25 protein-coding genes are annotated in these 26,184 nt (G+C 70.2%); 20 read left to right on the top strand and 5 right to left on the bottom strand.

What is annotated here, in order from left to right; genetic code table 11:
• The 3 genes from ruvC (at position 1) to D7X32_RS10750 (ending at position 2,964) form a co-directional block, all read left to right on the top strand.
• The gene (gene ruvC, locus D7X32_RS10760) at positions 1-582 is read left to right on the top strand and encodes a crossover junction endodeoxyribonuclease RuvC (protein WP_120602440.1); all 582 of its coding nucleotides are present in this window, start codon (positions 1-3) and stop codon (positions 580-582) included.
• Positions 579-1,193 carry a Holliday junction branch migration protein RuvA gene (gene ruvA, locus D7X32_RS10755; protein WP_120602439.1) on the top strand — a complete coding sequence of 205 codons (615 nt, stop codon included), beginning with the start codon at positions 579-581 and terminating at the stop codon, positions 1,191-1,193. The genes ruvC and ruvA overlap by 4 nt, the downstream gene beginning before the upstream one ends.
• Before the next feature lie 286 nt (positions 1,194-1,479).
• Positions 1,480-2,964, top strand: coding sequence for an ELWxxDGT repeat protein (locus tag D7X32_RS10750; protein ID WP_120602438.1), 1,485 nt, complete (start codon positions 1,480-1,482; stop codon positions 2,962-2,964).
• Between the two features lie 3 nt (positions 2,965-2,967).
• Here D7X32_RS10750 and D7X32_RS10745 read toward each other — a convergent pair whose 3' ends face one another.
• Positions 2,968-4,053: an MBL fold metallo-hydrolase gene (locus D7X32_RS10745; protein ID WP_120602437.1), complete on the bottom strand. Its 1,086-nt coding sequence runs from the start codon at positions 4,051-4,053 to the stop codon at positions 2,968-2,970.
• Between the two features lie 119 nt (positions 4,054-4,172).
• Between D7X32_RS10745 and ruvB the strand changes: the two genes are divergently transcribed.
• From ruvB to D7X32_RS10715, 6 genes are all read left to right on the top strand, one after another.
• Positions 4,173-5,207: a Holliday junction branch migration DNA helicase RuvB gene (gene ruvB, locus D7X32_RS10740; RefSeq protein ID WP_120602436.1), complete on the top strand. Its 1,035-nt coding sequence runs from the start codon at positions 4,173-4,175 to the stop codon at positions 5,205-5,207.
• 15 nt (positions 5,208-5,222) lie between these two features.
• Positions 5,223-6,707, top strand: a complete 1,485-nt coding sequence (locus D7X32_RS10735) for a hypothetical protein (RefSeq protein ID WP_120602435.1) — start codon at positions 5,223-5,225, stop codon at positions 6,705-6,707.
• Between the two features lie 448 nt (positions 6,708-7,155).
• Positions 7,156-8,100, top strand: a complete 945-nt coding sequence (gene lpxC / locus D7X32_RS10730; protein ID WP_120602434.1) for a UDP-3-O-acyl-N-acetylglucosamine deacetylase — start codon at positions 7,156-7,158, stop codon at positions 8,098-8,100.
• A 56-nt stretch (positions 8,101-8,156) separates the two neighbouring features.
• A complete protein-coding gene (locus tag D7X32_RS10725; RefSeq protein ID WP_120602433.1) occupies positions 8,157-9,251 on the top strand; it encodes a thioredoxin domain-containing protein in 1,095 nt (364 codons plus the stop codon).
• Positions 9,252-9,280: 29 nt separating this feature from the next.
• Complete coding sequence (locus tag D7X32_RS10720) at positions 9,281-10,519, top strand: DUF4388 domain-containing protein (protein ID WP_120602432.1); 1,239 nt, start codon at positions 9,281-9,283, stop codon at positions 10,517-10,519.
• Between the two features lie 125 nt (positions 10,520-10,644).
• Positions 10,645-11,286, top strand: a complete 642-nt coding sequence (locus D7X32_RS10715) for a hypothetical protein (protein WP_120602479.1) — start codon at positions 10,645-10,647, stop codon at positions 11,284-11,286.
• A gap of 207 nt (positions 11,287-11,493) precedes the next feature.
• Here the strand turns inward: D7X32_RS10715 and D7X32_RS10710 are convergent, their stop codons facing one another.
• Entirely contained in the window at positions 11,494-13,104 is a 1,611-nt protein-coding gene (locus D7X32_RS10710) for a leucyl aminopeptidase (protein ID WP_120602431.1), read from the bottom strand.
• Positions 13,105-13,240: 136 nt separating this feature from the next.
• Between D7X32_RS10710 and D7X32_RS10705 the strand changes: the two genes are divergently transcribed.
• The 3 genes from D7X32_RS10705 (at position 13,241) to D7X32_RS10695 (ending at position 15,524) form a co-directional block, all read left to right on the top strand.
• Positions 13,241-14,137, top strand: a complete 897-nt coding sequence (locus D7X32_RS10705) for a hypothetical protein (protein WP_120602430.1) — start codon at positions 13,241-13,243, stop codon at positions 14,135-14,137.
• A gap of 128 nt (positions 14,138-14,265) precedes the next feature.
• Positions 14,266-15,048, top strand: a complete 783-nt coding sequence (locus D7X32_RS10700; RefSeq protein WP_120602429.1) for a sulfite exporter TauE/SafE family protein — start codon at positions 14,266-14,268, stop codon at positions 15,046-15,048.
• On the top strand, positions 15,045-15,524 hold the full coding sequence (locus D7X32_RS10695) for a hypothetical protein (protein WP_216617843.1): 480 nt from the start codon (positions 15,045-15,047) through the stop codon (positions 15,522-15,524). The genes D7X32_RS10700 and D7X32_RS10695 overlap by 4 nt, the downstream gene beginning before the upstream one ends.
• A 33-nt stretch (positions 15,525-15,557) precedes the next feature.
• Here D7X32_RS10695 and D7X32_RS10690 read toward each other — a convergent pair whose 3' ends face one another.
• The 3 genes from D7X32_RS10690 to fabF form a co-directional block, all read right to left on the bottom strand.
• On the bottom strand, positions 15,558-16,427 hold the full coding sequence (locus D7X32_RS10690) for a tetratricopeptide repeat protein (RefSeq protein WP_120602427.1): 870 nt from the start codon (positions 16,425-16,427) through the stop codon (positions 15,558-15,560).
• 1 nt (position 16,428) lies between these two features.
• The gene (locus tag D7X32_RS10685; RefSeq protein WP_120602426.1) at positions 16,429-18,033 is read right to left on the bottom strand and encodes a helix-turn-helix domain-containing protein; all 1,605 of its coding nucleotides are present in this window, start codon (positions 18,031-18,033) and stop codon (positions 16,429-16,431) included.
• 315 nt (positions 18,034-18,348) lie between these two features.
• Positions 18,349-19,599: a beta-ketoacyl-ACP synthase II gene (fabF, locus tag D7X32_RS10680; RefSeq protein WP_120602425.1), complete on the bottom strand. Its 1,251-nt coding sequence runs from the start codon at positions 19,597-19,599 to the stop codon at positions 18,349-18,351.
• Positions 19,600-19,679: 80 nt separating this feature from the next.
• Here fabF and D7X32_RS10675 point away from each other — a divergent pair, with 80 nt between their 5' ends.
• The 8 genes from D7X32_RS10675 (at position 19,680) to D7X32_RS10640 (ending at position 25,866) form a co-directional block, all read left to right on the top strand.
• On the top strand, positions 19,680-20,204 hold the full coding sequence (locus tag D7X32_RS10675) for a PaaI family thioesterase (RefSeq protein WP_120602424.1): 525 nt from the start codon (positions 19,680-19,682) through the stop codon (positions 20,202-20,204).
• Between the two features lie 6 nt (positions 20,205-20,210).
• Positions 20,211-20,900 carry a TetR/AcrR family transcriptional regulator gene (locus D7X32_RS10670; protein ID WP_120602423.1) on the top strand — a complete coding sequence of 230 codons (690 nt, stop codon included), beginning with the start codon at positions 20,211-20,213 and terminating at the stop codon, positions 20,898-20,900.
• 103 nt (positions 20,901-21,003) lie between these two features.
• Positions 21,004-22,452, top strand: coding sequence for a M61 metallopeptidase family protein (locus D7X32_RS10665; RefSeq protein WP_120602422.1), 1,449 nt, complete (start codon positions 21,004-21,006; stop codon positions 22,450-22,452).
• Between the two features lie 67 nt (positions 22,453-22,519).
• Positions 22,520-23,149 carry a YceI family protein gene (locus tag D7X32_RS10660; RefSeq protein ID WP_120602421.1) on the top strand — a complete coding sequence of 210 codons (630 nt, stop codon included), beginning with the start codon at positions 22,520-22,522 and terminating at the stop codon, positions 23,147-23,149.
• 51 nt (positions 23,150-23,200) lie between these two features.
• A complete protein-coding gene (locus D7X32_RS10655) occupies positions 23,201-23,461 on the top strand; it encodes a hypothetical protein (protein ID WP_120602420.1) in 261 nt (86 codons plus the stop codon).
• Between the two features lie 135 nt (positions 23,462-23,596).
• A complete protein-coding gene (bufB, locus tag D7X32_RS10650; protein WP_120602419.1) occupies positions 23,597-24,445 on the top strand; it encodes an MNIO family bufferin maturase in 849 nt (282 codons plus the stop codon).
• Positions 24,442-25,173, top strand: coding sequence for an HvfC/BufC N-terminal domain-containing protein (locus D7X32_RS10645; protein ID WP_120602418.1), 732 nt, complete (start codon positions 24,442-24,444; stop codon positions 25,171-25,173). Before bufB ends, D7X32_RS10645 begins: the two co-directional genes overlap by 4 nt.
• A gap of 129 nt (positions 25,174-25,302) precedes the next feature.
• Complete coding sequence (locus D7X32_RS10640) at positions 25,303-25,866, top strand: chalcone isomerase family protein (RefSeq protein ID WP_120602417.1); 564 nt, start codon at positions 25,303-25,305, stop codon at positions 25,864-25,866.
• Positions 25,867-26,184 lie beyond the last annotated feature (318 nt).

Genomic DNA, 26,184 nt, shown 5'->3' with positions numbered 1-26,184 from the left:
GTGCGCGTACTCGGCGTGGACCCTGGCAGCCGCTTCATGGGCTTCGGGGTGGTGGAGGAGAAGAAGGGCCGGCTGGTGCACCTGGGCCATGGCGTCATCAAGGTGGTGGAGTCCGCGCCCCTCGCTGAGCGCCTGAAGGACCTGCACGCCGCGTTGAGCGCCGCGCTCCAGCGCTACAAGCCGGAGGCCGTGGCCGTGGAGGGCCTCTTCACCTTCCGCAATGCCCGAAGCGCCCTGGTGCTGGGCCATGCGCGCGGCGTGGCGCTGCTCGCCGCGGCGCAGGCGGGCCTGCCCGTGCATGAATACGCCCCCGCGAGCGTGAAGAAGTCCGTGGGCGCCAGCGGCGCGGGCAACAAGGACGCCGTGGCGCGCATGGTGCGCACGCTGCTCGGCGTGGATGAAGCGACCCTGGAGCGCGCGGATGCCAGCGACGCGCTCGCCGTCGCGCTGTGCCACTTGAACCAGTTCCGCGTGGGCATGCCCCGCGCCAGCGCTCCTAGCAACGGCAAGCGCAAGGGGGCCGCGTCGGTGCTCGCGGACCGCCTGTCGTCCGCCTACCAGCGCCCGGAGGCCCGTCGATGATCGCCCGGCTGCGTGGCAACGTGTTGGAGAAGGGCCCCGAGGATGCCGTCATCGACGTGCACGGCGTGGGCTACCGCGTGAACCTGTCCACCGTCTCCCTGGGGAAGCTGCCCGCGGACGGCCAGCCGGTGGACCTCCGCATCCGCACCGTGGTGCGTGAGGACGCCTTCGAGCTCTTCGGCTTCCTCTCCCCGGCGGAGGAGGAGCTCTTCCAGTTGCTCAACACCGTGTCCCGAGTCGGTCCGCGCATGGCCCTGGGCGTGATGTCCGGCATGGAGGTGGGTGAGCTCATCGCGGCGCTGTCGCGCGGTGAGGTGAGCCGGCTCGCGAAGATCCACGGCGTGGGCAAGAAGACCGCCGAGCGCCTCGTCCTGGAGCTCAAGGAGAAGGTGCGCAACCTCCACTCGGAGGGCATCGCGCGCGGCACCACGCCCCGCGCGCCCGTCACCTCCGGCAACAAGGCGGACCTCGTCTCCGCGCTGCTCAACCTGGGCTACAAGCAGCCCCAGGCGGAGAAGGCCGCGGACGTCGTCATCGAACGGCTGGGCCCGGACGCCACCTTCCAGGCCCTCTTCCGCGAAGCCCTCAAGTCCCTGCGCTCCAGCCCGTGACTTCCGGACACCGCGCTGCCCTCCAGGGCAAGACGCGGTGCTTCCAGGGGCGGGAAATCCTCGGAAAATACGCGCAAGGCCTATTCCCGTAGGAATCCGCCGTCGTCACCCGGCGAACGGTTCCTCCGTTGGTCCGAAATCATCTGACGATCCACGCCGCTCACGGTCCGACAACCCTGAGCAATCCTGGCCGGCCATGAGCTGGCCCATTCCGCTGAAAATATCAATTTCCAGCACAGGTGCGGGGGTCCTGACCGGACGGCGCCGCCCCGAGGAGGCGTGTGTGATGGCGGCGTGGCGTGGTGTTCCGGTCCTCGTGCTGCTGCTCTCCGGCGTCGTCGGGGTGGGGTGTGGCGCGGCGGACGGCGAAGAGGTGTCGGAGTGGGGCGTGGCGTCGGCGGCGGTGGAGGACGAAGCGGCGGCTGCCGGAGGACCGCAGCCGTGCGGCCAGTCCGCGCGGCCCGTGGGTGACCTCCGTCCCGGCACGGAGGGCTCGGCGCCGGAGGCGCTGGTGGAGGTGGGCGGGCGCGTCTTCTTCGCCGCGGATGACGGCGTGTCCGGCCGCGAGTTGTGGAGCACCGACGGCGGCGACACGGAATCGCGCCGGGTGAAGGACGTCCGTCCCGGGGCGTATGGCAGCACGCCGCGCTTCCTCACGCGGATGGGCGGGCGGCTGTTCTTCGTCGCGGACGACGGGGTGCACGGGCCGGAGCTGTGGCTGTCGGACGGCACCGAGAAGGGCACGGTGCTGGTGGCGGACATCCGGCGCGGGACGCAGGGCAGCGCGCCGGACGGCCTGACGGTGGTGGGCGGGCGGCTGTACTTCACCGCGGATGACGGCGTGCGCGGCCGCGAGCTGTGGAGCACGGACGGCACGGCGAAGGGCACGCAGCTCACGCACGAGTTCGCGCCCGGGCCCGCCGCGCTGTACCTGGACGACCTGACGGAGTGGAACGGGAAGCTGGCGCTGGTGGCGTACGGCGACTCGGTGACGCTCTGGGTGGTGGAGGGGCGCTCCGGCTCTTCGCGGGTGCTCTTCCGGGGCCCGGAGCAGTCGGTCATCTTCTCGCTGACGCCAGCGGGGAAGGACCGCCTCTTCTTCCTCGTGGACATGGGCTGGGGCGAAGCGGCCCTGTGGGTGACGCGGGGACTGCCCGTCTTCACCTTCCCGCTGATGCACTTCGCGGGGGACTACCCGTCAGAGCTCAAGCCGCTGGGCAACGCCGTGTACTTCATGGCCGGCGCGGAGGGCTTCTTCGGCGAACCCGGAGATCTGCTCCACGGCGGCGAGCTGTGGAAGAGCGACGGCACGCTCCCGGGCACCCGCCTGGTGAAGGACGTGAGGCCGGGGCCCCAGGGCTCGCTGCCCACCGGGCTGACGGCGATGGACGGGCGGCTGTACTTCGCGGCGGATGACGGCGTGCACGGCCGCGAGTTGTGGCGCTCCGACGGCACCACTCAGGGCACGGTGCTCGTGCAGGACCTGGAGCCGGGCCCCGCGGGCAGCACCCCCACGGCCTTCGCCACGGTGGACGGGTGGCTCTTCTTCTCCGCGACGACGGCCTGCCGGGGCCGCGAGGGCTGGTACTCCAACGGCGACCCGGACCGCGTGGATCCGATGCGCGACATCGCGCCGGCGGGGCTCGACGCGAATCCGCGCGGGTTCGTGCGCGCGGGCGGCTCCGTCTTCTTCCTCGCCACCGACCCGGTCCAGGGCGAGGAGCCCTGGTCGCTGCCGTTCCTGCCCGCGGCGCGCTGCGGCCGGCCGTAACGCTCAGGCCGCGCGCAGCACCGCGGGCGTGGGGTGCAGCCCGCCCGTGTTCGGCGCGGGCAGCACCACGGTGGGGCCCAGGCCGGGGGCCAGCAGGTGCGAGGTGAGCAGCGAGGACGGGTGGAAGTTCACGAACGACGGGTCGTGCGCGGAGGGGCCCGCGAAGAGCTTCTCCACCACCATGGACGCGTACTGCTCCAGCGAGTCCTCGCGCGTGTTGCCGTTGAGCACCACCTCCCAGCCCATCTGCTCCGCGAAGCGGCGCACGCCGGGGATGCGCGACAACAGCGGCGTGAAGCTCTCCGTGCTCACGCCGTTCTCGCTCACCACGAACACTTCATTCGCGGTGGACACGGCCAGGGACATGTTGCCTTGAGTGTGGCCGGGAGTGCTGAGCAGCGCCGCGCCCTGACCCAGCCACGTGTCCCCGTCCAGCAGCACCACGCGCTCCTCGGGGATGTCCGAGCCCCCGGGCACGAACCACACGTGCTGCATGGGGTGCAGGTGCTTCACCATGGTCCACTCCGCGCGCTGCACCAGCAGCTTCGCCCGGGGGAACACGGGCGGGCCGCCGTCACCGCCCAGCCAGCCGCGCAGGTCCTGGATGTGCAGGTGGTCGAAGGCCAGGTAGTCCACGTCCGACGGCGTCAGCCCCAGCTGCTCCAGGTAGCCCTGCACCGTGCCGTGGCGGGTGGACATCACCTTGTCGGAGAGGAACGCGCCGTAGCGCTCACGCAGGGCCCGGTAGAAGGGCGCCGCGTGGCCCCGCTCGTAGTCGGTGGGGTTGAAGAGCAGCGTGCGCCGCTGGCCGGTGCCGGCCTCCGCGAACTGCACCACCTGCATGCGGTTGGTCATCATCACGTACGGCGCCGGTGACAGCGCCGCCCCGCTGAAGGCGAACAGCGTGGGGTAGGGGAACGTGATGAGGTCGCAGGTGGCCACCGCCGCCACCGGGCCTTCCCGGACGAAGGCCTCCCGGGCCTCCAGCGCGGCGCGGCGCAGCTTCTGCAACCGGGGACCGGGCGAACGCTCGGCGCGGGCCTCTGGCAACAGGGGCAGGGGACGGAATGGAGCGGAAGCGGAAATCATGACGCGACTCCCTTCGGGCAGGGGAACAGGCCCCCTGGCTGGCCGGTCGGCATGCCGCTCCGAGTCTAGCGCCGCCAGAAGGGCAGCGACACGCGCCCCCTTCGCTGTATAGGGTCGGAATGGCGATGGCGAGGAAGTCCGACGACACCCTCTCGGGAGATGTTCAGCCGGAAGACATCCGGCTGGAGGTCTCCCTGCGCCCGCGCTCCTTCGACGAGTACGTGGGGCAGGGGGCGGTCGTTGAAAAGCTCAAGGTGTACGTGGCCGCGGCCAAGAGCCGGGGTGACGCGCTGGACCACTGCCTGTTCTCCGGTCCCCCCGGCCTGGGCAAGACGTCGCTCGCGCACCTCATCGCGAACGAGCTGGGCGTGGGCATCCACGTCACCAGCGGCCCCGCGCTGGAGCGCAAGGGCGACCTGGCGGGCCTGCTCACCAACCTCAACGAGCGGGACATCCTCTTCATCGACGAAATCCACCGCCTCAACGCCGCCGTGGAGGAGTACCTCTACCCGGCGATGGAGGACTTCCGGCTGGACATCACCATCGACACCGGGCCCGCCGCCCGCGCGATGAAGATTGATCTACCGCCCTTCACGCTGGTGGGCGCCACCACGCGCACGGGCCTGCTCACGTCCCCCTTGCGCGACCGCTTCCAGATTCAAGAGCGCCTGGAGTACTACGAGCCGAAGTTCCTGGAGCAGATCCTGGACCGCTCCGCGCGCATCCTCGGCGTGCCCCTGGACCGCGCCGCCAGCCGCGAAATCTCCACCCGCTCGCGCGGCACGCCCCGCATCGCGAACCGGCTCTTGCGCCGGCTGCGCGACTTCGCCCAGGTGGAGGGCAACGGCCGCATCACGTACGACCTGGCGCACGACTCGCTGAGCCGCCTGGGCGTGGACGCCAGCGGCCTGGACGCGATGGACCGCAAGATCCTCCTGACCATCCTGGAGAAGTTCGGCGGCGGCCCGGTGGGCGTGGAGACCATCGCCGCGAGCGTGGGCGAACAGCGCGACACCATCGAGGACGTCTACGAGCCCTTCCTCATGCAGGAGGGCTTCCTCATGCGCACGCCCCGGGGCCGCACCGCCACGCTGCGCACCTACCAGTACTTCAAGAAGACGCCGCCCCCCACCCCACAGGGGACGCTCTTCTAGCCCTCCCTTTCCGCCATGAGCCAAGCCTCCGCGCCCGCCGTGCCCACGGTCCTCTCCAGTCCCCGCGACTACTACGGCGACCTGATGCGTGCCTCACAGGCCACGCGCGCGGGCTTCCTCGCCGAACGCGAGCGCTGGCTCCGGGGCGTCCCGGTGGAGGGCCGCGAGGAGCTGCTCTTCGAGTTCGAGATGTGGCTGCGCGCCGTGGAGCGCTACCTGAACCTCCACAACTCCGTGGTGGATGCCCGCGCCCGGCCGCTCGTCACGCGCGACTTCCACGAGGAACTGGTGGACGTGCGCGACGCCATGGAGCGCGCCGTGCGCGTCGCCCGGCACCTGCAGGACCCGGACAGCGACCCGAAGATGGTCTTCCGCAAGTACGTGGAGACCCAGCTCGCGGACGACCGCGTCCGCCGGCTCCTGATTGAAGAAGAGCTGGACCAGGAGACCCCGCCGGAGAGCCTCTTCGTCGTGCGCGAGGCGTTCGACGCGCTGAAGAACCTGCTCGACAACCTGCTCCAACTGCCGCTCATCGGCCTGTCGCTGTTCCAGGACGTGGGCAAGCTGACGCTGCGGGAGATCGTCCTCAACCGCTACTTCCGCCCCTTCCGCCCGCTGGAGTTCCGCGTCGAGTACGACCGGCTGCGCTCCGTGCGCCTGCTGGACATCCTGGGCACGCTCCCCGCGGACACGCGGCCCCTCTTCACCACCGCGTTCCTGGGCCTCTTCCGCGTGCTGCACTACCTGACGCACGTGGATCCGGAATCGCAGCCGCCCGTGCCGCGCCGCGTGCGCGTGCTCCTGTCCCTGGTGCGCGGTGAGGTCTCCGCCGTCGCCAGCTACCTGCACACGGAGCTGTCCCCCAAGGCGGGCCCCAAGCACCTGCAGGCCGCCACGCTGCGCGCCGCGCGCGACCTGGCCCGTGAGACGGACCGCATCTCCCGCGAGGTGCTGGTGGACCTGGACCGCGACCCCGCGGCCCCCCTGCGCGCCGCGGAGGCGTTCACCGCGATCCTGCGCCAGCAGATCGTCGTGCTGGTGGACGCGCTGTCCCCCAACGGCTCGCTGGGGGACGAGGCCTTCGCCCACCTCACCAGCGCCCAGGACGCCGCGCTGCGCCTGCGCAAGGACCTGTGGGTCTACGCCCAGCTGTGCCGCGCCGCTGAAAGCCACCTGCGCTCCGAGGACGTGGCCTCCGCCGAGCGCGTGCTGGAGGCCCTCAAGTCGTTCCTCGAGTACTTCCACGACGGCGGCTACCAGCTGCTGCGCTACGCGGACTACGACGCCTTCGACCGCTTCAGCTCGCTGCTGGTGGAGCTGCCCTGGCCACCCGAAGGCCCGGGCATCCGCAGCCGGCTGGCGGAAGACCTCCGGCGGTTCTCACAGACGCTGGAGACCACCTTCCACGCCGTCAGCCGCCGCTCCCTCCTCCAGGGCCGCGGCTTCGACCGGCCGGACGCGGAAGCCCTGCGGGATCGCTTCCTGCCGCCTGCTCGCTGACCCACCCTCCCCGTCATGATTCCCGTCAAGCCCCGGACTCCCGGTGAGTCCCGGATGTGCGTTTGCTTCCGGGCACTCGCCTGCGATAGAGACGCGCCTCTGTTGCGTGGGTGACACGCACTCCCGGTTGGCGCGAAACCAGCCGGGGGCGCCGGGGTTCGAAGGATGGATTCCGGACATCGCTGTCACGGTGGGAGGAGCAGTGGTGGGTTTCCCAAGAGGGGTGTCCGGGCCCCGGCCCATCGCGCAACCCGTCCCGGCCCCTGTCGCGCCAGCAGTTCCAGGGGGTTGGGAAGGGCAGGGCCACCCCCCAAGGCAATTCTTGTGTCACGGCCGCGTGGCATGTTGATTGCTCCTGTGTGCAGCGCGTCAGACCGCCGTGGAACGGCCTGACGGGGCCATACCCCGCGTATGTCAGTACGAAGCAGTCCCTCGAGGCGACACCGACATGCTCCAGTTCACCGACTTCCAGCGCACCCTTTCCCAGCCGGCCACCTGCCGCGGCGTGGGGCTCCACTCCGGGTTGCCCGTGACGCTGACCCTGAAGCCCGCGCCCGCGGGGCATGGAATCGTCTTCGTCCGCACGGACCTGGCGCGCCCGGTGAGCATCCCCGCGCTGGCGGAGTACGTGGTGGACACGTCGCTGGCCACCACCCTGGGCCGCGACGGCGTGAAGGTGGGCACGGTGGAGCACCTGATGTCCGCGCTGGCGGCGCTGGGCATCGACAACGTGCGCGCGGAGCTGGACGGGCCGGAAGTGCCCATCATGGACGGCAGCGCGGCCCCCTTCACCCACGCCATCATGGAAGCCGGCTCGCATGAGCTGGACGCGCCGCGCGAGTACCTGGTCATCAAGAAGAACGTGGCGGTGACGGACGGCGACAAGCAGGCCTCGCTCACCCCGGCCCGGCGCTTCCGCATCAGCTGCACCATCGACTTCGAGCACCCCGTCATCCAGGGCCAGTCCTTCGACGTGGACGTGAACGACCGGGGCTTCTCGCGCGAAATCTCCCGCGCCCGCACGTTTGGCTTCCTGCGCGACGTGGAGAAGCTCAAGACGCTGGGCCTGGCGCGCGGCGGCTCGCTGGAGAACGCCGTCGTCGTGGACGAGGCGGCCATCCTCAACCCGGACGGCCTGCGCTTCCCGGACGAGTTCGTGCGCCACAAGATTTTGGATGCCATTGGCGACGTGTCGCTGTTCGGCCGTCCCGTCATTGGCCACATGACGGCGTTCAAGACGGGCCACGCGCTCAATCACAAGCTGGTGCGCAAGGTGCTGGCGGACCCCTCCAGCTTCGACATCGTCACCGCGCGCCGCCGGGACGTGGAGGGCCGTGAGCCGGGCCGCGGAAGCCTCGCGGGTGCGTTGGAGCTGGAGCCCCTGGTCGCCTGAACGACAGACTGGCAATTCCTTGCCAGTCCCGGGGACCTCTATTAAGTCGGCGGGCTATGTCCATGCGCTCTACTCGCATCGCCCTGGCCGCCCTCCTCGCGGCATCCCTCACCGCCGGCTGCAACAAGGAGAAGGCGCCGGCCAATGCCCAGGCGCCCGCCGCGCAGGCCCAGGCCGCCAATGCCACGGAGCCGTCGCCGGACACCGTGGTGGCCACCTTCGGCACCAACGAGAAGGTCACCTTCGGTGAGCTCAACGAGCGCATCAAGGAGCCGCTGGCGAACCTGGACAAGCAGAAGTTCCAGCTGCGCAAGCGCGGCCTGGAAGGGCTCGTCACCGAGCGTCTGGTGAAGGCCGAGGCGACCAAGCGCGGCATCACCGAGGACCAGCTGCTCAAGGCGGAGATCGACGACAAGATCCCCGCGCCGCCGGAAGAGAAGATCAAGGAGGTCTTCGAGGGCGCCAAGGGCCAGCTGCCCCCGGGCGCGACCTACGAGCAGATGAAGCCGCAGATCGTGGACTTCCTGTCCGGCCAGCAGAAGCAGGAAGTGGCCCAGAAGTTCTTCGACTCCCTGCGCCAGGGCGCCAACGTGAAGTACGAGCTGCCCGAGCCCCCGCGCCCGCCCGCGGAGCGCAAGCAGGTGGCCGCCACCGGCCCGGCGAAGGGCCCCGAGGGCGCGCCGGTCACCATCGTGGAGTTCAGCGACTTCCAGTGCCCGTTCTGCAGCCGTGCCATCGGCACGGTGGACCAGGTGACGAAGACCTACGGCGACAAGGTGCGCCTGGTGTTCCGCCAGTTCCCGCTGGACTTCCACAAGCAGGCGCAGAAGGCCGCGGAGGCCTCGCTGTGCGCCAACGACCAGGGCAAGTTCTGGGAGATGCACGACAAGCTCTTCGCCAGCCAGCAGGCGCTGGGCGTGGATGACCTGAAGAAGTACGCGGGCGAGCTGAAGCTGGACACCGCCAAGTTCAACACCTGCCTCGACTCCGGCGAGAAGGCCGCGACGGTGAAGGCGGACCAGGCGGACGGCTCCAAGGTGGGCGTCAGCGGCACGCCGGCGTTCTTCATCAACGGCATCATGCTGTCCGGCGCGCAGCCCTTCGACGAGTTCAAGAGCGTCATCGACGCGGAGCTGAAGGGCGCGAAGTAGTCCTTGCAGCGCGTTGAGGGAGGGATGCGGTGGCGTCCAAACCCAGGGCCACGCCCCGCGTGAGCGGTGAGGCGGCTTCGCTCGAACTGGAGCGGCCGCTCGCCGCCGTCGTCTCTCCCACCCGGCCCCTTTCGGCGCACTTCCTGGCGCCGGAGGGGCTGGTGCTCCTCCCGGAATCCCACGGCGCGTCCGGCTTCTTCGCCGGCAGCCTGGGGACGCTCTCGGTCGAGGAGGTGTTCGCCCAGATTCTTTCGGGCATCCGCACCGGCCAGCTCGTCGTGCAGCACGGAAGCGTGCGCCGCACGGTGGCCTTCCGCGACGGGCAGGTGGTGTTCGCCACCTCCAGCGAGCGCTGGGAGCGGCTGGGCGCGGTGATGGTGCGGCTGGGCCTCCTGACGGAAGCGCGGCTCACCCAGGCGCTCGCGCAGGTGACGCCCGCGCGCCGCATTGGCCAGGTGCTCACGTCGCAGGGGCTCGTCTCCGAGGCCAGCCTCTACAGCGCCATGACGTTCGTGGTGCGCGAGGTGGTGCTCAACCTCTTCGAGATGGTGGAGGGCAGCTTCCTCTTCCTGGAGGCGAAGGCCCCGGCGGTGGACGCGGTGAAGCTGCCGGAGCGCACGCGCGACCTGGTGCTCACCGGCATCAAGCGCGCGGAGGAGACGGGCCGGCTGCGGCGCCGCTTCCCGGACGACATGCGCGTCACGCCCGGCCCCCAGGGCGCGCTGCCCGGCGAGGAGGCCCTGTTCGCGAAGCTGGGCGGGGGCACGACGCTGGGCGCGCTCAGGGCCGTCTACGCGGGCAGCCAGTACGCCTTCTACAGCGGCGTGGAGGAGGCGGTGCGCGGCGGGCACCTGGCCGTGCGGGCCGCGGAGGCGCCCGTGGCCCCGGAGCCCGCGGTGGAGGGCATGGCCTGGGAGCTGTTGTCCGCGGAGGAGCGCTACAACCTCCTCCTGTCGCTGGTGCACCGCGCGCTGCGCGAGGCGGGCCGGGACGTGGACCTCCTGCGCGGCTTCGTGGAGGCGCCGCCCCCGGGCCTGGAGAACGCGTACCAGGGCGTCACGCTGGGTCCGGACGGGCGGGTGGACGTGGCCCGGCTGCGCGCCAACGTATCCACCAGCGGCGGCGAGGCGGTGGGCCGGGCCATGGCGCTGGAGGCGCTGGACGCGTTCGTGTCCTACGCGCTGTTCTCCGCGCGCAACGTGCTGCCGGCGGACGTGGCCGAGCGGCTGGCCAACACCTACCGGACCCTCCAGGGCGGCCTGCTGTAGCGCAGGGCCCAGGGGGAAGTTTCCTCCGTCGGACAGCGCACACCGCCCCCATGTGCCCCTGGCGGGCCTGGAGGTGGGTGTCCACGTTCCTCCCCACGGCTGGTGGCTGGCGGGGGACGAGCGACATGGGCGCGATGCGGATGTTGGGGTGGGGAGTGCTTCTGCTGAGCACGGCGTGTGGCGCGTCCCGGACAGCGGTGACGAAGGCGGAGCCCGGCACGGGTGGCTCCGGCCGCGCTTCGGACGAGTCCGCCGTCGCGTCCACCACGCGGCGCTACGTGGATGAGGACCTGGGCTTCGAAATCGTCCGGCCCACGGCGGAGTGGCAGCTGGATGAGACGAACGAGCGCACCCCGGAGGGGCTGGCGATTCCGGTCATCCTGCGCCACCGCGTGACGGGGGCCCAGGTGGTGCTGCAGGTGGCGCCTGGCGTGGCCACGCCCGTGCAGTTCGCGGAGCGGCTGACGCAGGGGCTGCGCCAGCAGCCGGGCTTCACCACCACGGATCCACAGCCCATCGCGCTGTCGGACAACGCCGTGGGGTTCGACTTCCAGGTGGGGGAGGGCGTGCGCGGCAAGGTGGCCGTGCGCGAGGGCAACTCCGGCCGCGTGCTGATGATGCTGGCCACGTGGCCCACGGAGGCCTCCGCCGACATCACGGAGAGCGTGGACGCCCTGATGGCGGGCGTCCGTCCGCTCCCGGAGCCGAGCGTGGCCGTGCGTTCCACGCCCCGGGTGTCCGAGAAGGAGCCCGGCGACCCGCGCTGACCGGCGCGAGGAACCTGGACGTCAGGACTCCACGCTGAACGCGCAGAGTCCATGACCGGGCGCCTGAGGGTCCACGCGGCTTTCGCGTGGAGCCCAAGGCCGGGCGCCTGAGGGGCCCACGCGGCTTTCGCGTGGAGCCCAAGGCCGGGCGCTGGAAGGCCCACGCGGCTGACGCGTGGGCCCCAAGGCCCGGAGGCCCTGCCGTGACTACGCGCGGGCCGGCTTGCCCTTGGCGGCCTTCGGGGCCTTGGGGGCCTTCGCGGGGGCCGCGGCCTTGGTGGGCTCCGGCTGCGAGGCGACCTCGGTGGCCCGGCGGCGCACCAGCTCCACCAGCGTGCGCGCGCCGACGCCCGTGGCGCCCTTGTTGAGGTAGCCGCGCTCCTTGGGGCTGTTGGACGGCCCGGCGATATCCAGGTGCACCCAGGGCGTGTCGCCCACGAACTCCTTGAGGAAGAGGGCCGCGTTGATGGCGCCGCCCCAGCGCTCGCCGGAGTTCTTCATGTCCGCCACGTCGGAGCGCAGCGCGTCCTTCTGCAGGTCGCTGACCGGCAGGCGCCACATCTCCTCGCCCGCGGTGCGCGCGGCCGTGAGCACGCTGTTCACCGTGTCGTCGTCGTCGCCGAAGGCGCCCACGATGTAGTTGCCCAGCGCCACCATGCACGCGCCCGTGAGCGTCGCCAGGTCGATGATGGCGGACGGCTCGTGCTCGCCGGCCCAGGTGAGCATGTCACCCAGCACCAGGCGGCCTTCCGCGTCCGTGTTGGTGATCTCCACTGTCTTGCCGGAGCGCGCCGTGAGGATGTCGCCCGGCTTGTACGCCGTGCCGGACGGCATGTTCTCGCACGCGCCGATGAAGGCGTGCACGGGGAAGGGCGGCTTCACCACGGAGCCGATGACCTTCATCGCGGCCAGCACCGCGGCGGAGCCCGCCATGTCCGTCTTCATCTCCACCATGCCCTCGGTGGGCTTGAGCGACAGGCCTCCCGAGTCGAACGTGATGGCCTTGCCCACCAGCGCCAGCGGGGCGCGCTTCGCGTCCTTCGCGTTCTTCGGCGTGTAGACCAGGTGGATGAGCCGGGGCTCCTGCACGCTGCCGGCGGTGACGCCCAGGAACATGCCCATGTTCAGGCGCTCGATCTCCTTGCGCCCGCCAATCTCCGCCGTCAGCCCGCCCTCCTTGGCGGCCTGCTGCGCGGCCTGCGCCAGCTTGATGGGCGTCACCACGTTGGGGGGCTCGTTGACCAGGTCGCGCGCCCAGTTGACGGCCTCCGCCAGCTTCAGGCCCAGGGTCAGCGCGTCGTCCAGCGCACGCGACTTCTCCGTGCCCTCCGGCAGCGACAGCGTGGCGCGGGTGAGCTTGGGGCTGCCCTTGTCCTCGCGCGCGGAGGACTTGTACTTGTCGAAGCGGTAGACGCCCAGCTCCAGGCCCTCCACCGCCGCGCGCACGGCAGCCGCCGCGTCGTCCGTGGCGGGCACGCGGAAGCCGATGGCGGTGGCCTTCAGCCGCTGCGCCGTCTTCGCCGCGCGGCCCGCGGCCAGCCGCAGCACCTCCGGCTGGAAGCGCGCGCGGTTGCCCAGGCCCAGCAGCAGGATGCGGTCGGAGCCCAGCTTCCCCAGGGTGTGCAGCAGGAAGGACTGGTCCCCCTTGCCCTTGAAGCCCTCCTGGGTGGCGGCGGCGCGAAGCTTGCCCTCCAGGGCCGAGTCCGCGGCAGCCAGCGCCGCGGGGGCGGAATCACCCAGCTCGCCCTCGAAGAGGGGGATGACGAGCAGCTCACCGCTCACCGGCGCGGCTTCACCGGAGACGAGACTGAATTGCATGGCGACTTGGACTCCTGGAGAGGAAGGGGGTGATCCGAGGGGCGCGACTGTAGACGCGCGCCGTGTTGCTCGCAAAGCGCTGGTTGCCACTCGGCCATTGCAATGCCCCGGCGCGCTGGATAGCTGTGCACTCCCAATGCCCACCCTGCTGCTGCATTTGACGGCCATCGAACGGTTGGCCGCCCACCCGGACGGGCTCCCCGCCGACTGGGTGCGGGCGCTGACCGAGGACCTGCCGTACGCGCGCTTCGGCGCGGCGCTGCCGGACCTGCCCCTGTGCGCCGGCGTGCGCGGGGGCCTGGGCGTGCTGATGCAGCCAGAGACCGGCTGGCCTCCCTTCGCGCGGCTGTACCACGAGCGCGCCCCGGTGGGCCTGGGCCTGAAGATGGCGGAGCTGGTTGCGTCCGGGGCCCTCGTGGGCACGGAAGCGGGCTTGGCCATCCTCGCGGGCTATTTCATGCACCTGAGCCTGGACCGGCGCCTCCACCCGCTGGTGGACGGGCTGGTGCTGCGCCACCGCCGCAAGGGCGAGCGCGGCTGGGACGCACGGCGTCAGGTGGAGTGGGCCCAGACGCTCTTCTTCCTGCGCGAACAGGACGGCACGGATGGCGTGGGCACCGCGCGGATCCGCGAGAAGTTCCAGGTGGTGAAGAGCTCCGGCATCCCGCTGCGCGGCATTGGCCGGGGCATCTATGAACTGGTGCGGCTGGCGTCGCAGGACCGCGTGGGGCAGGCCCCCACGAAGGCGGAGCTGGATGGCTGGGTGCGCGGCCTCTACGTCTCCGGCGTCTTCCTCGCCAGCCCGCTGGGCCGCATGCGCGCGCTCCCGGCGTACTCGCAGCTCTCCTTCCAGGAGCTGTACCGCAATGATCACTTCGACTTCGCGGTGGAATTGGACGCCGCGCTGGAAGTGACGCGCGGGCTGATCAAGAAACTGCACGGCTACATGGCGCGCGGCACCTACACGCCGCGCACGCGTGCACGGTTCATGGAGGAGTTTCCGGAAGGCACGCTGGGCGCCACCGCCGCTTAGTGAACGGACCTCCACGGCCCGCGTCTGAAGGCCGTGTTCGCGTGCAGGGCATCCAGCCAATCGAGCAGGTTGCCCTCGGGGGTGAAGCGCTATCCGAAGCGGGGAGTGCCTCCTATCCTCGTTAGGGAATGACGGTCTTCCTCCTCATGGCGGCGGGTGTGTTGGCGGGTGGTCTGGGAGCGCTCCTGGGCATCGGGGGTGGCATCGTCCTGGTGCCGGTGCTCGTGTTGGGATTCCGAATCCCGCTGGAGCAGGCCGTCCCCGCGAGCCTGATGTGCGTGGTGGCCAACTCCTGCGCCGCCGCCGCCAGCTACGTGGAGAACAAACTGAGTGACCTGCGGCTGGGGCTCACGCTGGAGCTGGCCACGGTGATGGGGGCCATCGTCGGCGGGCTCGTCGCGGCCTTTGTCGCGGAGGCGATGGTGGCCGTGGTGTTCGGCCTCTTCACGCTCTTCGTGGCGCTGCAGATGCTGCTGTTGCGCAACCCCGTCCAGGAACCGGCGACGGCGGCCAACTACGTGCCCGGCAACTATCCGCTGGGCATCTCCGGCTCCTTCGTGGCGGGCGGCCTGTCCGCGCTCCTGGGCGTGGGCGGCGGCCCGCTGAAGGTGCCGCTGATGACCTACGGCATGCGCGTGCCCTTCAAGGTCGCCAGCGCCACCAGCAACCTGATGGTGGGCGTCACCGGCGCGGCGAGCGTCGCGGCCTACGCGTGGCGCGGCCAATTGAATCTGGGGCTCGTGGCGCCGTTGGTCGTAGGAGTCCTTGCCGGCGCGTCCGTGGGCAGCCGGCTGATGCTGAAGACGCCGACCGCGGTGCTCAAGAAGCTCTTCGCGGCCGTCTTGTTGATCGTGGCCGGACAGATGTTGTGGAAGGGAGGGGAGGGGTTGTGGCCGAGCGTATGGAAATGAGTGAAGCGGAGCCGGAGATAGGGAGTTTCCACCCGTCGGTGATGGGGCCGGATGCAGGACCTCCACCGCGCAACGTGCAGGCGACGTCGGTGGTGTTGCAAGCAGGGCTTCCCGCGGAGCTCCCGCGGGAACCCATCACCCAGCCGGAGGCGCTCCCACGCGAGCGCCGGGGGGCGAGGCGGCTCGCCGCCGGTGAGCGGTGGATCGCCCGGGTGCTGCGCACCGGGGCGGTGACGAGCGGGACCCTGTTCGTCGCGTCGCTCGCGCTGGAGCTGCTGCCGCGCGACGAGTCCGTGCACGTGGCCATCGACCTGTTGCGCAAGGGCGCGGCGTCCATGTTGCTGGTGACGCCGGTGGCGCGGCTGGCGATGGCGGGAACCGTCCTGGGCCTGCGCGGCGAGTGGCGTTACGCCGCCATCGCCGCGGGGGTCATCGGGTTGCTCGCGCTGGCGGTGGGCGCGGGCTTCCAGGCCTGACGCGAAGTCAGGCGCAGTGGGCCGCGCGCGGGGCTACACGCCGCGCGCGGCGAAGTGCGCGAGGACGTTCTTCACCTTCGCCACTTCGTCCTGCTGCTGCAGGTCCTCGTACATGGGCAGCACGGCCTCGAACTGCTCACGGGCCGCGGCGTAGTCCTGGAGGTAGTAGCAGGACAGCCCCAGGTCCCAGCGCGCGCGGGCCTCGTAGACGTGGTCGTGCTGCTCGCCGTACACGTCCACCGCGCGCAGCAGGTGCGGCCGCGCGTTGTCGTGGTGGCCCAGCAGCCCTTCCGCCTCGCCCAGCAGCAGGTGCCCCAGCGCGAGCGCCTCCGGGTCCTCGCCCTGCTCCAAGAGCGGCACGGCCTCCAGGAAGCGCTTGCGGGCGGGCTCGTACTCGCCCTTCGCCATGCGCAGGTCGCCAATGTCCAGCAGCAGCCGCGCCATGCGCTCCGTGTTGCGCGTCTGGCGGAAGAGGATGAGCGCCTCCTGGTACTTCTCCTCGGCGGCGTCGGCCTCGCCCATGGCGCGCAGGGACTCGCCGATGCACGCGCGGGTGAGCGCCTCGCCCTCGCGGTCGCGGGCCTCGTTGAAGAGCAGGGCGGCGGTGGCCATGTGCTCGATGGCGCCCTTGTGATCCTCGAAGTGGGCCTTCACCACGCCCAGGCCGAAGAGGGCCTGTGCCTGGCCGGGCTTGTTGCCCGCGGTCTTGAAGAAGCCGAAGGCCTCTTCGTAGTGCTCGCGGCTCTGCGCGTGGTCTTCCAGCATCCCGTACAGCTCCGCCAGCGCCACCAGCCCCTGGCCTACTTCCGAGGGCGAACCGGTGATGCGCAGCGGGGCGAGCGCGTTCTTCTGCTTCTGGATGGCGTCGGTGATGTGGGCGCGTTCGTTGTCGGACGGGTGCATGTCAGTTCTCGTGAACCTTGCGGCGCCGGGCGCCCCTGTCCAGCGAATCGTGCTTCTCGCCGCCTTCAGTGCCGTTGCCATCGGGCTCTGCGTTTCCGTTGCGCTCGGCCTTCTCCTTCTCGTGGACCAGCAGCGGGGAGAAGAAGCAGTCCTTCTTCGTGTACTCGTCGAAGGCGAAGGCGAAGCGGTAGCTGGCCGCCGCGCGCTGGTTGCAGTCCGTGCGCTCGCAGAAGCGGCAGGAGATGCCGCTGGGGATGGCGTCCTTGCGCAGGTCGTTCGTGGGCAGGCCGTACGCCAGGTACTTCGCGTTCTCCGCGTGCGTGCCCAGGCCGATGGAGTACGCCGTGCCCTTCACGATGGAGCCTTCAATGGGCTGCAGCTGCACCTTCGCGAAGCAGAAGTACGTCGTGCCGTCCGGCATGATGGAGTACTGCCGGGTGATCTGGGACGGGTTGAGGAACGCCAGGTGCACCGCCCACTTCGCGCAGGAACCGCCGCCGGACGCGAAGCGGATGCCGGTGCCGCTGTAGCGCTTGGAGATGTTCCCGGCGATGTCCGCGCGCAGGAAGTGGAAGGGCAGGCCCTGCCGCTTGGGGTCGGACAGGTTGCAGATGCGGTGGGCCACCGTCTCGTAGGTGGTGCCGAAGATGTTGGAGAGCAGCTCCACGTCGTAGCGCGTGCGCTGCACCTCCTTGAAGAACTCGCCGTAGGGCAGCATCAGCGCGCCGGCGAAGTAGTTCGCCAGGTTCACCTTGATGAGGCGCTCCGTCTCCCCGTGCCGCATGCGCCCGGCGCCCAGGATGCGCTCCACCAGCTTCTCGCGGTCCATCACCATCAGGCCAATGGACGCGGCCACCTGGAACTTCAGCGGCTGTTCGGTGAGGTCCGGCGACAGCGTGAGCGTGCGCGCGTCCAGGTCCAGCCTTCGCACCACGGACGAACCGCTGGCCGCGCGCTCAATCTGCACCCGGAAGTCGAAGCGCTCCTCCAGCATGCGGATGAGGTGGCTGCTGGTGAGCTGCTGCTCCAGGCGGAAGTCGCGGCGCAGCCCTTCCGCCTGCTCCTCCAGCTCCGGGAAGTAGTTGCGGTGCTTCTCCAGGAAGTCGCTGACCTCGTCGAAGGGCGAGTAGTCGAAGCGCACGCCCGGCGTGTTGCCCATGCCGGAGGTGGAGCCCTGCGTGCGCGTGCGCTCCTCCACGTTGAGCTGCGCGAGCACGTTCTCCAGCTGCGTGCGCGTGTTCTTGTAGAGGTTGAACAGCGCGGCCACGGTGCCGGCCAGCTTCGGTTCCGCGGACAACGACTGGAGCGACTCCGAGTCGATGTCCAGGCTCTTGAGCAACGGTTCGTCGAGCAGCTTCGCGAGGGCCTCGTCCACGCGGCCCTCGCCCAGCGTGGACATGAACTGCTCGGGGTCCTGTTCGAAGTAGCGCAGCGCCTTCCACAGCAGGGGGAAGGGCATCACGCGCTTGCCCTTCTCGATGAGGTTCAGGTACGCGGGCGAAACGCCCAGGTCCTTGGCGGCGTCCGCCTGCTTGATGTTGCGCTGCAAGCGCAGGCCTCGAAGCTTCAGCCCCACGTTCGCGTTCAGAGCGTTGTCGTTGTTCATGGCTCCAACCCCCGGCGGGCCGCGTCACAAGGCGCGATCCAACACCGGGTCTCTGGATCCACTTTGCAAATCGATTTACCGATTTGCAATGAAACGTTTCAGTTCGCCGCGGGGCTGTCCCGCAGGCGACGCGCGAAGGGTTGACTGCCCCCATCCTGGGCACCGGGGGACGTAATCCCATGTAATCACGGCGCTTTCAGCGCCACCCGGTGTGCGGTGGCCCCTCCGGCGCACCGCGTTGTCAACCGTTCACTGACGCAGCGCGACAGGGCTGGGGAAAAGTCAGTAAACGGGCGCCAGATTATTTACAAAGGATTAACGCGCCTCCGGGGCCCGCTGGAAGATGAGGGCGACGTTGGTGCCGCCGAAGCCGAAGGAGTTGCTCATGACGGCGTCCACCCGCGTCTCACGGGCGGTGTTGGGCACGCAGTCGAGCGGGATGCGCGGGTCCTGGTTCTCCAGGTTGATGGTGGGGGGCAGCACGCCGCGGGTGAGGGCGAGGATGCTGATGACGGCCTCGGCGGCGCCGGCCGCGCCGTTCATGTGGCCCGTCATCGACTTGGTGGAGGAGATGGCGAGCGTCTTCGCCGCGTCGCCGAACACGTGGCCGATGCCCTCCATCTCCAACAGGTCGCCGATGTCCGTCGAGGTCCCATGGGCGTTGAGGTAGCCGATGTCCGCGGGGGCCAGGCGCGCGTCCTTGAGCGCGGCACGCATCGCGCGCTGGGCTCCCTCGTGGCCGGGCGCGGGCGAGGTGACGTGGTACGCGTCGGAGCTGGCGCCGTAGCCCGTCAGCTCCGCGAGGATGCGGGCCCCCCGGGCGCGGGCGTGTTCGTACTCCTCCAGGATCAGGATGCCGGAGCCCTCCGCGAGCACGAAGCCGTCGCGGTCCCGGTCGAACGGGCGGCTGGCCGCCTGGGGCGCGTCGTTGCGGTTGGACAGGGCCTTCATCGAGGCGAAGCCGCCCACGCCCAGCATGGAGATGGGGGCCTCCGCGCCGCCCGCCAGCGCCACGTCGAACTCGCCGCGCTGGATGCCGCGCAGCGCTTCACCGATGGCGTGGGCGCTGGTGGAGCACGCGGAGTTGGTGGACCAGGACGGGCCCTTGATGCCGTGGCGCATGGAGATGTAGCCGGGCGCCATGTTGATGATCATCTGGAGGATGAAGAAGGAGCTGATGCGATCCGGTCCCTTCTCCAGCGCCTTCCTGTGGGTCTCCTCCAGGCTGCTGATGCCGCCAATGCCGGAGCCGACGATGACCGCCACGCGCTCCGCGTTCTCCGGCGTGATGACCAGCCCCGCGTCCGCGATGGCCATGTCGGACGCGGCCACCGCGAACTGCGCGAAGCGGTCCATGCGGCGCACCTCGCGCCGTTCGATGTAGGCCTCCGGGTTGAAGCCCTTCACCTCGCCGGCGAAGCGGCAGTCCAGCTGGCTGGCGTCGAAGAGGGTGATGGGCCCCACGCCGCTCCTGCCGTTCACCAGCGCGTCCCAGCTCTGCTCCACGCCGATGCCACACGGGCTGATGAGCCCCATTCCCGTCACGACGACGCGCCGCTGTTCCATCGCGAGCTCCTTGACCCCAATCAATGAACGGGATGGTATTATGACCATCCTTCCATGAGTTCAAGCCTTAGGGAGCCCTGATGAGCGAGCAGGCAGAGAATCCACGCACGCGGACGGTGACCTGGAGGGACCCCCTCGAGGGCGCCTCCGCGGCGAAGAAGCTGTCGGGGCTGGAGTACCTGCGTGCCATCCAGCGCGGCGAACTGCCGGCGCCGCCCATCGCGGAGCTGATGGGCTTCACGCCGGTGGAGGTGGAGGAGGGCCGGGTGGTGTTCGCGGTGAAGCCGGGCGAACACCACTACAACCCCATTGGCATGGTGCACGGCGGCCTGGCCGCGACGCTGATGGATTCCGCGATGGGGTGCGCCATCCACACGATGCTGCCGGTGGGCTCGGGCTACACCACGCTGGAGCTGCACGTGAACTACGTGAAGGGCATCGCGCACGACACGGGACCGCTGTTCTGCAAGGGCGAGGTCATCCACCTGGGGGGCCGCGTGGCGACGGCGCAGGGGCGGCTGGTGGATGAGAAGGGGAACCTCTACGCGCACGGCACCACGACGTGCATGGTGTTCCGGCCGCCGGGCGCGGGCGGCAAGGAGTAGGAAGCCATGCGCTACACCGCTGAACACAAGCAGGCCACGCACGCGCGCATCCTCGCGGCGGCGGAGAAGCTGTTCCGCGCGGAGGGCTTCAGCGGTGCGAGCGTGGAGCGGGTGATGCGTGCCGCGGGCCTGACGGTGGGCGGCTTCTACGCCCACTTCGCCTCCAAGGAGGCGCTGCTCGCGGAGTCGCTGCGCGCCTTCATGGCGGTGCGCAAGGCGCGCTGGCTCTCGGGGTTGCAGGAGTCTCGGGGCACGGAGTTCCTGGAGCGCTTCGCGCGGCGCTACCTGAGCCAGTTCGACCGGACCACGGGAGATACGGCCTGCATGATGCCGTCGCTCCTGTCGGACCTGACGCGCGCGAAGCCGGAGGTGCAGGCCGCGTTCGGGCAGGGACTGGAGGAGCTGGTGGGCGGGGCCCAGGCCCAGCTCCCCGCGCGCGAGGGCGCGACGCCCCGGCAGCAGATGCTGGCGACGGTGGCGCTGTGCTTTGGCGCGATGACGCTCGCGCGGGCCACCGCGTCCCAGCCGCTCGCGGGGGAGATCCTCGACGCGGCACGCGCGCTGCTCATCGCGGGGGCTCCCGTGGCGGCGGTGGAGAAGAAGGCCTCGCCCCGGAACCGGCGGGCCGGTGCCTTCGTGAAGACAGGGGACGCGCCCGCGCGCCGTGCCCGCACCGTGCGCAAGAAGCCGAATTGAGCGGCCGCGCGTCCTTGTGCGTCGTCACTCCGGACTGGACGGCGGGGGGCCGCCGTGGAGTCCTTCCTCGCGGACGACGGACCGGGTGAGCAGGGTGGACGCAATGAAGACGTGGGTGGCTCGCGCGGGGCTTCTCTGCCTGGCGCTCATGCTGGGCGCATGTGCCTCCGTGCCGCTCCCGGCTCCGTGGGAGGACTCCGCGCCCCTCCGCTACAACATCGCGTACACGCACGACCCCTCGCCGGGCCTGAACGTGGAGGTCTTCCTGCCTCGGAAGTTTCCGCGCGAGTTCCTCTTCCGGCAGCCAGGGCGCGTGGAGTCCCTGACCGCCGTGGATGAGGTCGGCACCCGGTTCGAGTTCTTCCCCAGGAACGGAGTGATGCAGGTGCCGGAGGGGACGCGCGTCGTCCGCTACCACTACCCGCTGGCCTCGGCTTCTAGAGAGGGTGGCCGGCACATGTTCGGAGGCATGGGGGAAGGGGATGCGTGGCACGTGGCCGGCAAGGCCTACCTGCTGACCCCCAGCCGCGTGACGCCCGGCTTGCGCGTGGACCTCACCGTGTCCGGCACGGACGCGCTCCTGCCATGGACGCCCGGCGACGGCGGCGTCTACCACCTGCACGGCGAGGACCTCATCGACGCGGGCTTCCATTCCTTCGGCGGCAGGCGGTGCGAGGCGCACGTCGGTGCCTCCGTGTTGGAGGTCGCGCTGCTGGGGCGCTTCACGCACCTGACGGACGCGGAGGTCTGCGCGTGGCTCGAACAGGCCGCGCGTGAAGTGATGACCGTGCGCAAGGCCTTCCCGTACCCGCGCGTCACCGTGCGCATCGTGCCCGTTCCTGGCGAGAGCACTCCCGGCGTCTTCGGCATGGTCCAGTGGAGCTCCCCGCCCAGCATCTCCATCCTCGTGGGCCAGGACGCCACCGCCGCGTCCTTCGCGAAGGACTGGGTCGCCATCCACGAACTGCTGCACCTGACGCACCCGACGGTGTTGCCCCGGGTGGCCTGGCTCACCGAGGGCCTGGCCACCTACTACACGGAGCTCGCCCGCGCCCGCTCCGGACGGCAGACGGCCCAACACGCCTGGCAGGAGCTGACGAAAGGCTTCGCGCGCGGCAGGGCCGCCGCGGGCTCACGCACCATGGAAGAGGTCGTCGCACAGGAGGGGAACTGGCAGGGCATCTACTGGTCCGGCGCGCTCTTCGCGCTCCACCTGGACGTGGAGCTGCGCCGCGTGACGGATGGACGCGCACGCCTGGAGGACGTGTTGGAGCTGCTCGCCACGCGCGGTTCCACGTCGTCGTTCGCCCACTTCGGCAACGCCGTGGACACCGTCGCGGGCCAGCCGCTCTTCGACGCGCTGCTCGCCCGCCACCTTCCGGTCCCCGCCTTCTCCGAATTGGATGCCTTGCTGGAGAATCTGGGCGTCCGAATTGACCCAGGCGGCGTCACGCTCCATGCTGCGCCGGGCAGCGGGTTGCGGGAGGCGATGGACGGTGAACGGGCCTCGGATGACGCGGGGAGAGCACCCGGAAAAGAGAAAGGGCTGTAACCGCTTCCCGGTTGTCGCGTATCGCATGCATCCGCGAGGTCCGCGGCATCCGTAGATGAGGTCCGCCATGTTCCGCAGCGTCCTGATGCTCGCCGCCGTCCTGTCGCTGTCCGCGTCCGCCGCCGAGCCCGCGCCCGCTCCTTCCGACAAGCGCTTCGTCTTCAATGATCCGAACAGCCGCGACACGGTGATGTTCGTGCTGGACGCGCCGCTGGAGGTCATCAACGGCCTGTCCAACAAGGTGACGGGCCGCGTGGAGGTGAAGGGGCAGAAGGCCAGCGGCCGCTTCCAGGTGCCGGTCAGCTCCATCAAGACGGGCAACGAGACGCGTGACGGCCACCTGCAGAATGACCGCTGGCTGGACGCGGCGAAGTTCCCGGACATCGTCTTCGAGTTCAAGGACGTGGCGCTGCCCGCGCCGCTCGCCAACGCGAAGCCCGTGGTGCTGAAGACGAAGGGCACCTTCACCATCCACGGCGTCACGCGCGAGGAGCCCGTGGAGGTGACGGCCACGTACCTCCAGGAGACGGCCGAGACGAAGAACCGCGCCGCGGGCGAGCTCCTGCGCGTGCGCGCGAAGTTCCAGATTCCCCTGGAGGCCTACGGCATCAAGCGCACGGAAGCGCTGCTGCTGAAGGTAGGCGAGCGGGCCGATGTCACCGTCGACGCCTGGGGCTCCACGCAGTTCAAGCCGTAGTTGTCTGTCCCCCCGTAGTCACACCCCATGCGGTACGAAAGGAAGCAACACATGAACGTCAAGGCTCTTGCGGCGGTTGTCGGCACCCTGTCCCTCAGCGCGCTGGCCACCGGCTGCGCGTCCAACAAGGCGGCGGAAGGCACCACGCACGCCGCTTCGTCCGAGAAGGCCGCCGAGGCCAACTGCAGCAGCGCGAAGCCGGCCGACGGTGCCGCTCCCGCCGCCGCCCCCGCCGCGGCCCCTGCGAAGGGCGCCGAGGGCAGCTGTGGCGCCGGCTCCTGCGGCTCCGGTTCCTGCAGCGGCAAGAAGTAGTCATCCCCCGGGAGGGCCTGCGTGACAGGTCTCCTCCCAGGCTCGCGGGCGGCGGGAAGAGTCCTTCCTGCCGCCCGTGTTGTTTCCACCCTTCGCAGCCGCAGTCCTGTCTCCAGGCTCCAGGAGGAGCTCCGCATGCCGTCCCCCCGCTATGCAGACCGCCATGGGTTGAAGCCGCTGGGGGCGGGCATCGGACTGCGCCGCGACTTCTACGAGGCGCTGCCTCGCACGCCGCGCACGCTGGACTGGCTGGAGATCATCCCGGAGAACTTCCTCACGTTGGGCGGCCGCTCTCAACGCGCCCTGGACGCGTGCCGCGAGCGCTGGACGCTGCTGCCGCACGGCGTGGGCCTCAACATCGGCGGGCCGGACGCGCTGGATGACGACTACGTCACCCGCCTGGCCGCGCTGGTGAAGCGGCTGGACGCGCCGTTCTTCTCCGACCACCTCTGCTATTCGCGGCTGGGTGGCGTGCACCTGCACGACCTGTTGCCGCTGCCCTTCACGGAGGCCGCGGTGGAGCACGTGGTGCCGCGCGTGCGCGAGGTGATGGCGCGCGTGGAGCGCCCCTTCCTCCTGGAGAACCCCAGCTACTACGCGGCCATGCCGGGCGGCACGCTGAAGGAGGCGGACTTCCTGCGCCAGGTGGTGGAGGCCTCGGACTGCGGCCTGCTCCTGGACGTGAACAACGTCTGGGTCAACGCGAAGAACCATGGCTACGACCCGCGCGCCTTCGTGGACGCGCTGCCCCTGGAGCGCGTGGTGCAGGTGCACCTGGCCGGTCACGACGTGGGCGAGTCGGTGCTCATCGACACGCACGGCGACCGCGTCTGCGACGACGTGTGGGCGCTGTACCGCTACACCCTGGAGCGCACCGGGCCCGTGTCCACGCTGATTGAGTGGGACCAGGCCATCCCGTCCCTGGACGCCGTGCTGGACGAGGCGGACAAGGCCCGCGCCATGCTCGCGGAGGGTGCGCGATGAAGCCGTCGCTGAAGCACTTCTTCGACAGCATGGACGCGTACCTCGGGGGGGCACCTGGCGCGGAAGGACTGCTGAAGCTGTCCGCGTCGCATCCGGGCTGGGACGTGGATCCGCAGCGCATGGCGCTCTATGGCCAGTTCGTGCGCGGCCACGTGCGCTCCACGCTGGAGAAGCTCTTCCCGCTGACGCGCAAGGCGGTGACGCCGGAGGCGTGGGACGCGCTGGTGGAGGGCTACACCCGCACGCGGCCCGCGCGGCACTACGAGCTCAACCGCCTGGGCGAAGGCTTCGCGCCCTTCGTCGCGGACGCTGCCTCCGCGAAGGGACTGCCGCCGTTCCTGCCCGCGCTCGCGCGCTTCGAGTGGACGGACTTCGCGGTGTTCGCTTCCGAGGAAGTCCTCCCGGACGCGGTGGAGCGGCTGACGCCCAACCCCACGCTGGCGGTGCTGGAGCAGCCCTACCGGCTCTGCGCGTTCGTGCGGGGCCAGGGCGCGGACGCGGCGCCGGCGGAAGGGGAGGAGCTGGCGCTGCTCTGGCGCCACCCGGAGCGGCTGATGACCTTCTTCATGGAGGCCACGCCGCCCGCGTTGCTGGTGCTGAAGATGGCCGTGGAGGGACTGTCCGAGCAGGCTGTCGCCCAGGCCACGGGAATGCCCGCCGCGGACGTCCACGCGGAGGTGGTGCGCTTCGCGAAGGACGGGCTGGTGCTGCTGCCGTCCGTTCAGTGATGAACGGCGTCTTCCCGGGAGTACGCCGCAGGACGTCAAGACCCGGATGGCCTTCGTGGATCATTTGGTGAAGACGCACGGGCAGGTTTGCGTCCAACATCACGCGGAAACCCACCCGGAGGTTTTTCCATGAAGAAGACGCTGACTGCCGTGCTGCTGTCGCTGACCCTCGCCGCGCCCGTCATGGCCAAGGAGATCGCGGGTGTGAAGTACCCCGACACCGCCACCGTGGCCGGCAAGGAGCTGAAGCTCAACGGGGTGGGCCTGCGCAAGAAGGCCATCTTCAAGGTCTACACCCTGGGCCTCTACGTGGAGAACCCCACGCAGGACGCCACCGCGCTGCTCAACGCGGACGAGGTCAAGCGCGTGCGCATGTTCATGAAGCGCGACCTCAAGAAGGAGCAGATCACCGAGGCCATCGAGAACGGCTTCAAGAAGAGCGCGGGCGCGAACATGCCCAAGCTCCAGGCGCGCCTGGACACCTTCAAGAACGCCATCCCCGCCGAGGTGAAGGAGGGCCAGGAGCTGAACCTGACCTACGTCCCCGGCAAGGGCACCACCGTGCAGGTGACGGGCGGCCAGTCCATCGACGTGGAGGGCAAGGACTTCGCGGACGCGCTCTTCTCCGTGTGGCTGGGCAAGGACCCCGTGGACAGCGGCCTCAAGGACGGCATCCTCGGCAAGGAGGACTGACGCACCGGCTGTTTCACCCGCGGTCCTTCGCGCCCCGGGAGCGCCCCTTCTTCACGGAAGGGGCGTTCCGTGGGGCGCTGCCGTTTCACGCGGTCCGTCATTGCTTCAATGGTGGACAGCCCGCGGGGGGCCTGTCACACGCGCGTGAGTTGACACTGGAATGCCCCCGGGCATCGGGGGTTGATGCGCGCCGAATCCCACCCCTTGTCCGTGTTGGAGAACGCTGTGAAGCGATTGGCCCTGTTCGCCGCCTCTTGTGTCCTTGGCGCCGCCTGCAAGACGGCGGAGCCCGCCCCCGAGCCGCCCGTGGCCACCGCC

It is taken from the genome of Corallococcus carmarthensis (assembly GCF_003611695.1).
GTDB lineage: Bacteria > Myxococcota > Myxococcia > Myxococcales > Myxococcaceae > Corallococcus > Corallococcus carmarthensis.
Note: the sequence above shows the minus strand (reverse complement) of the source record. Positions and strands in the feature narration are given on the sequence as shown.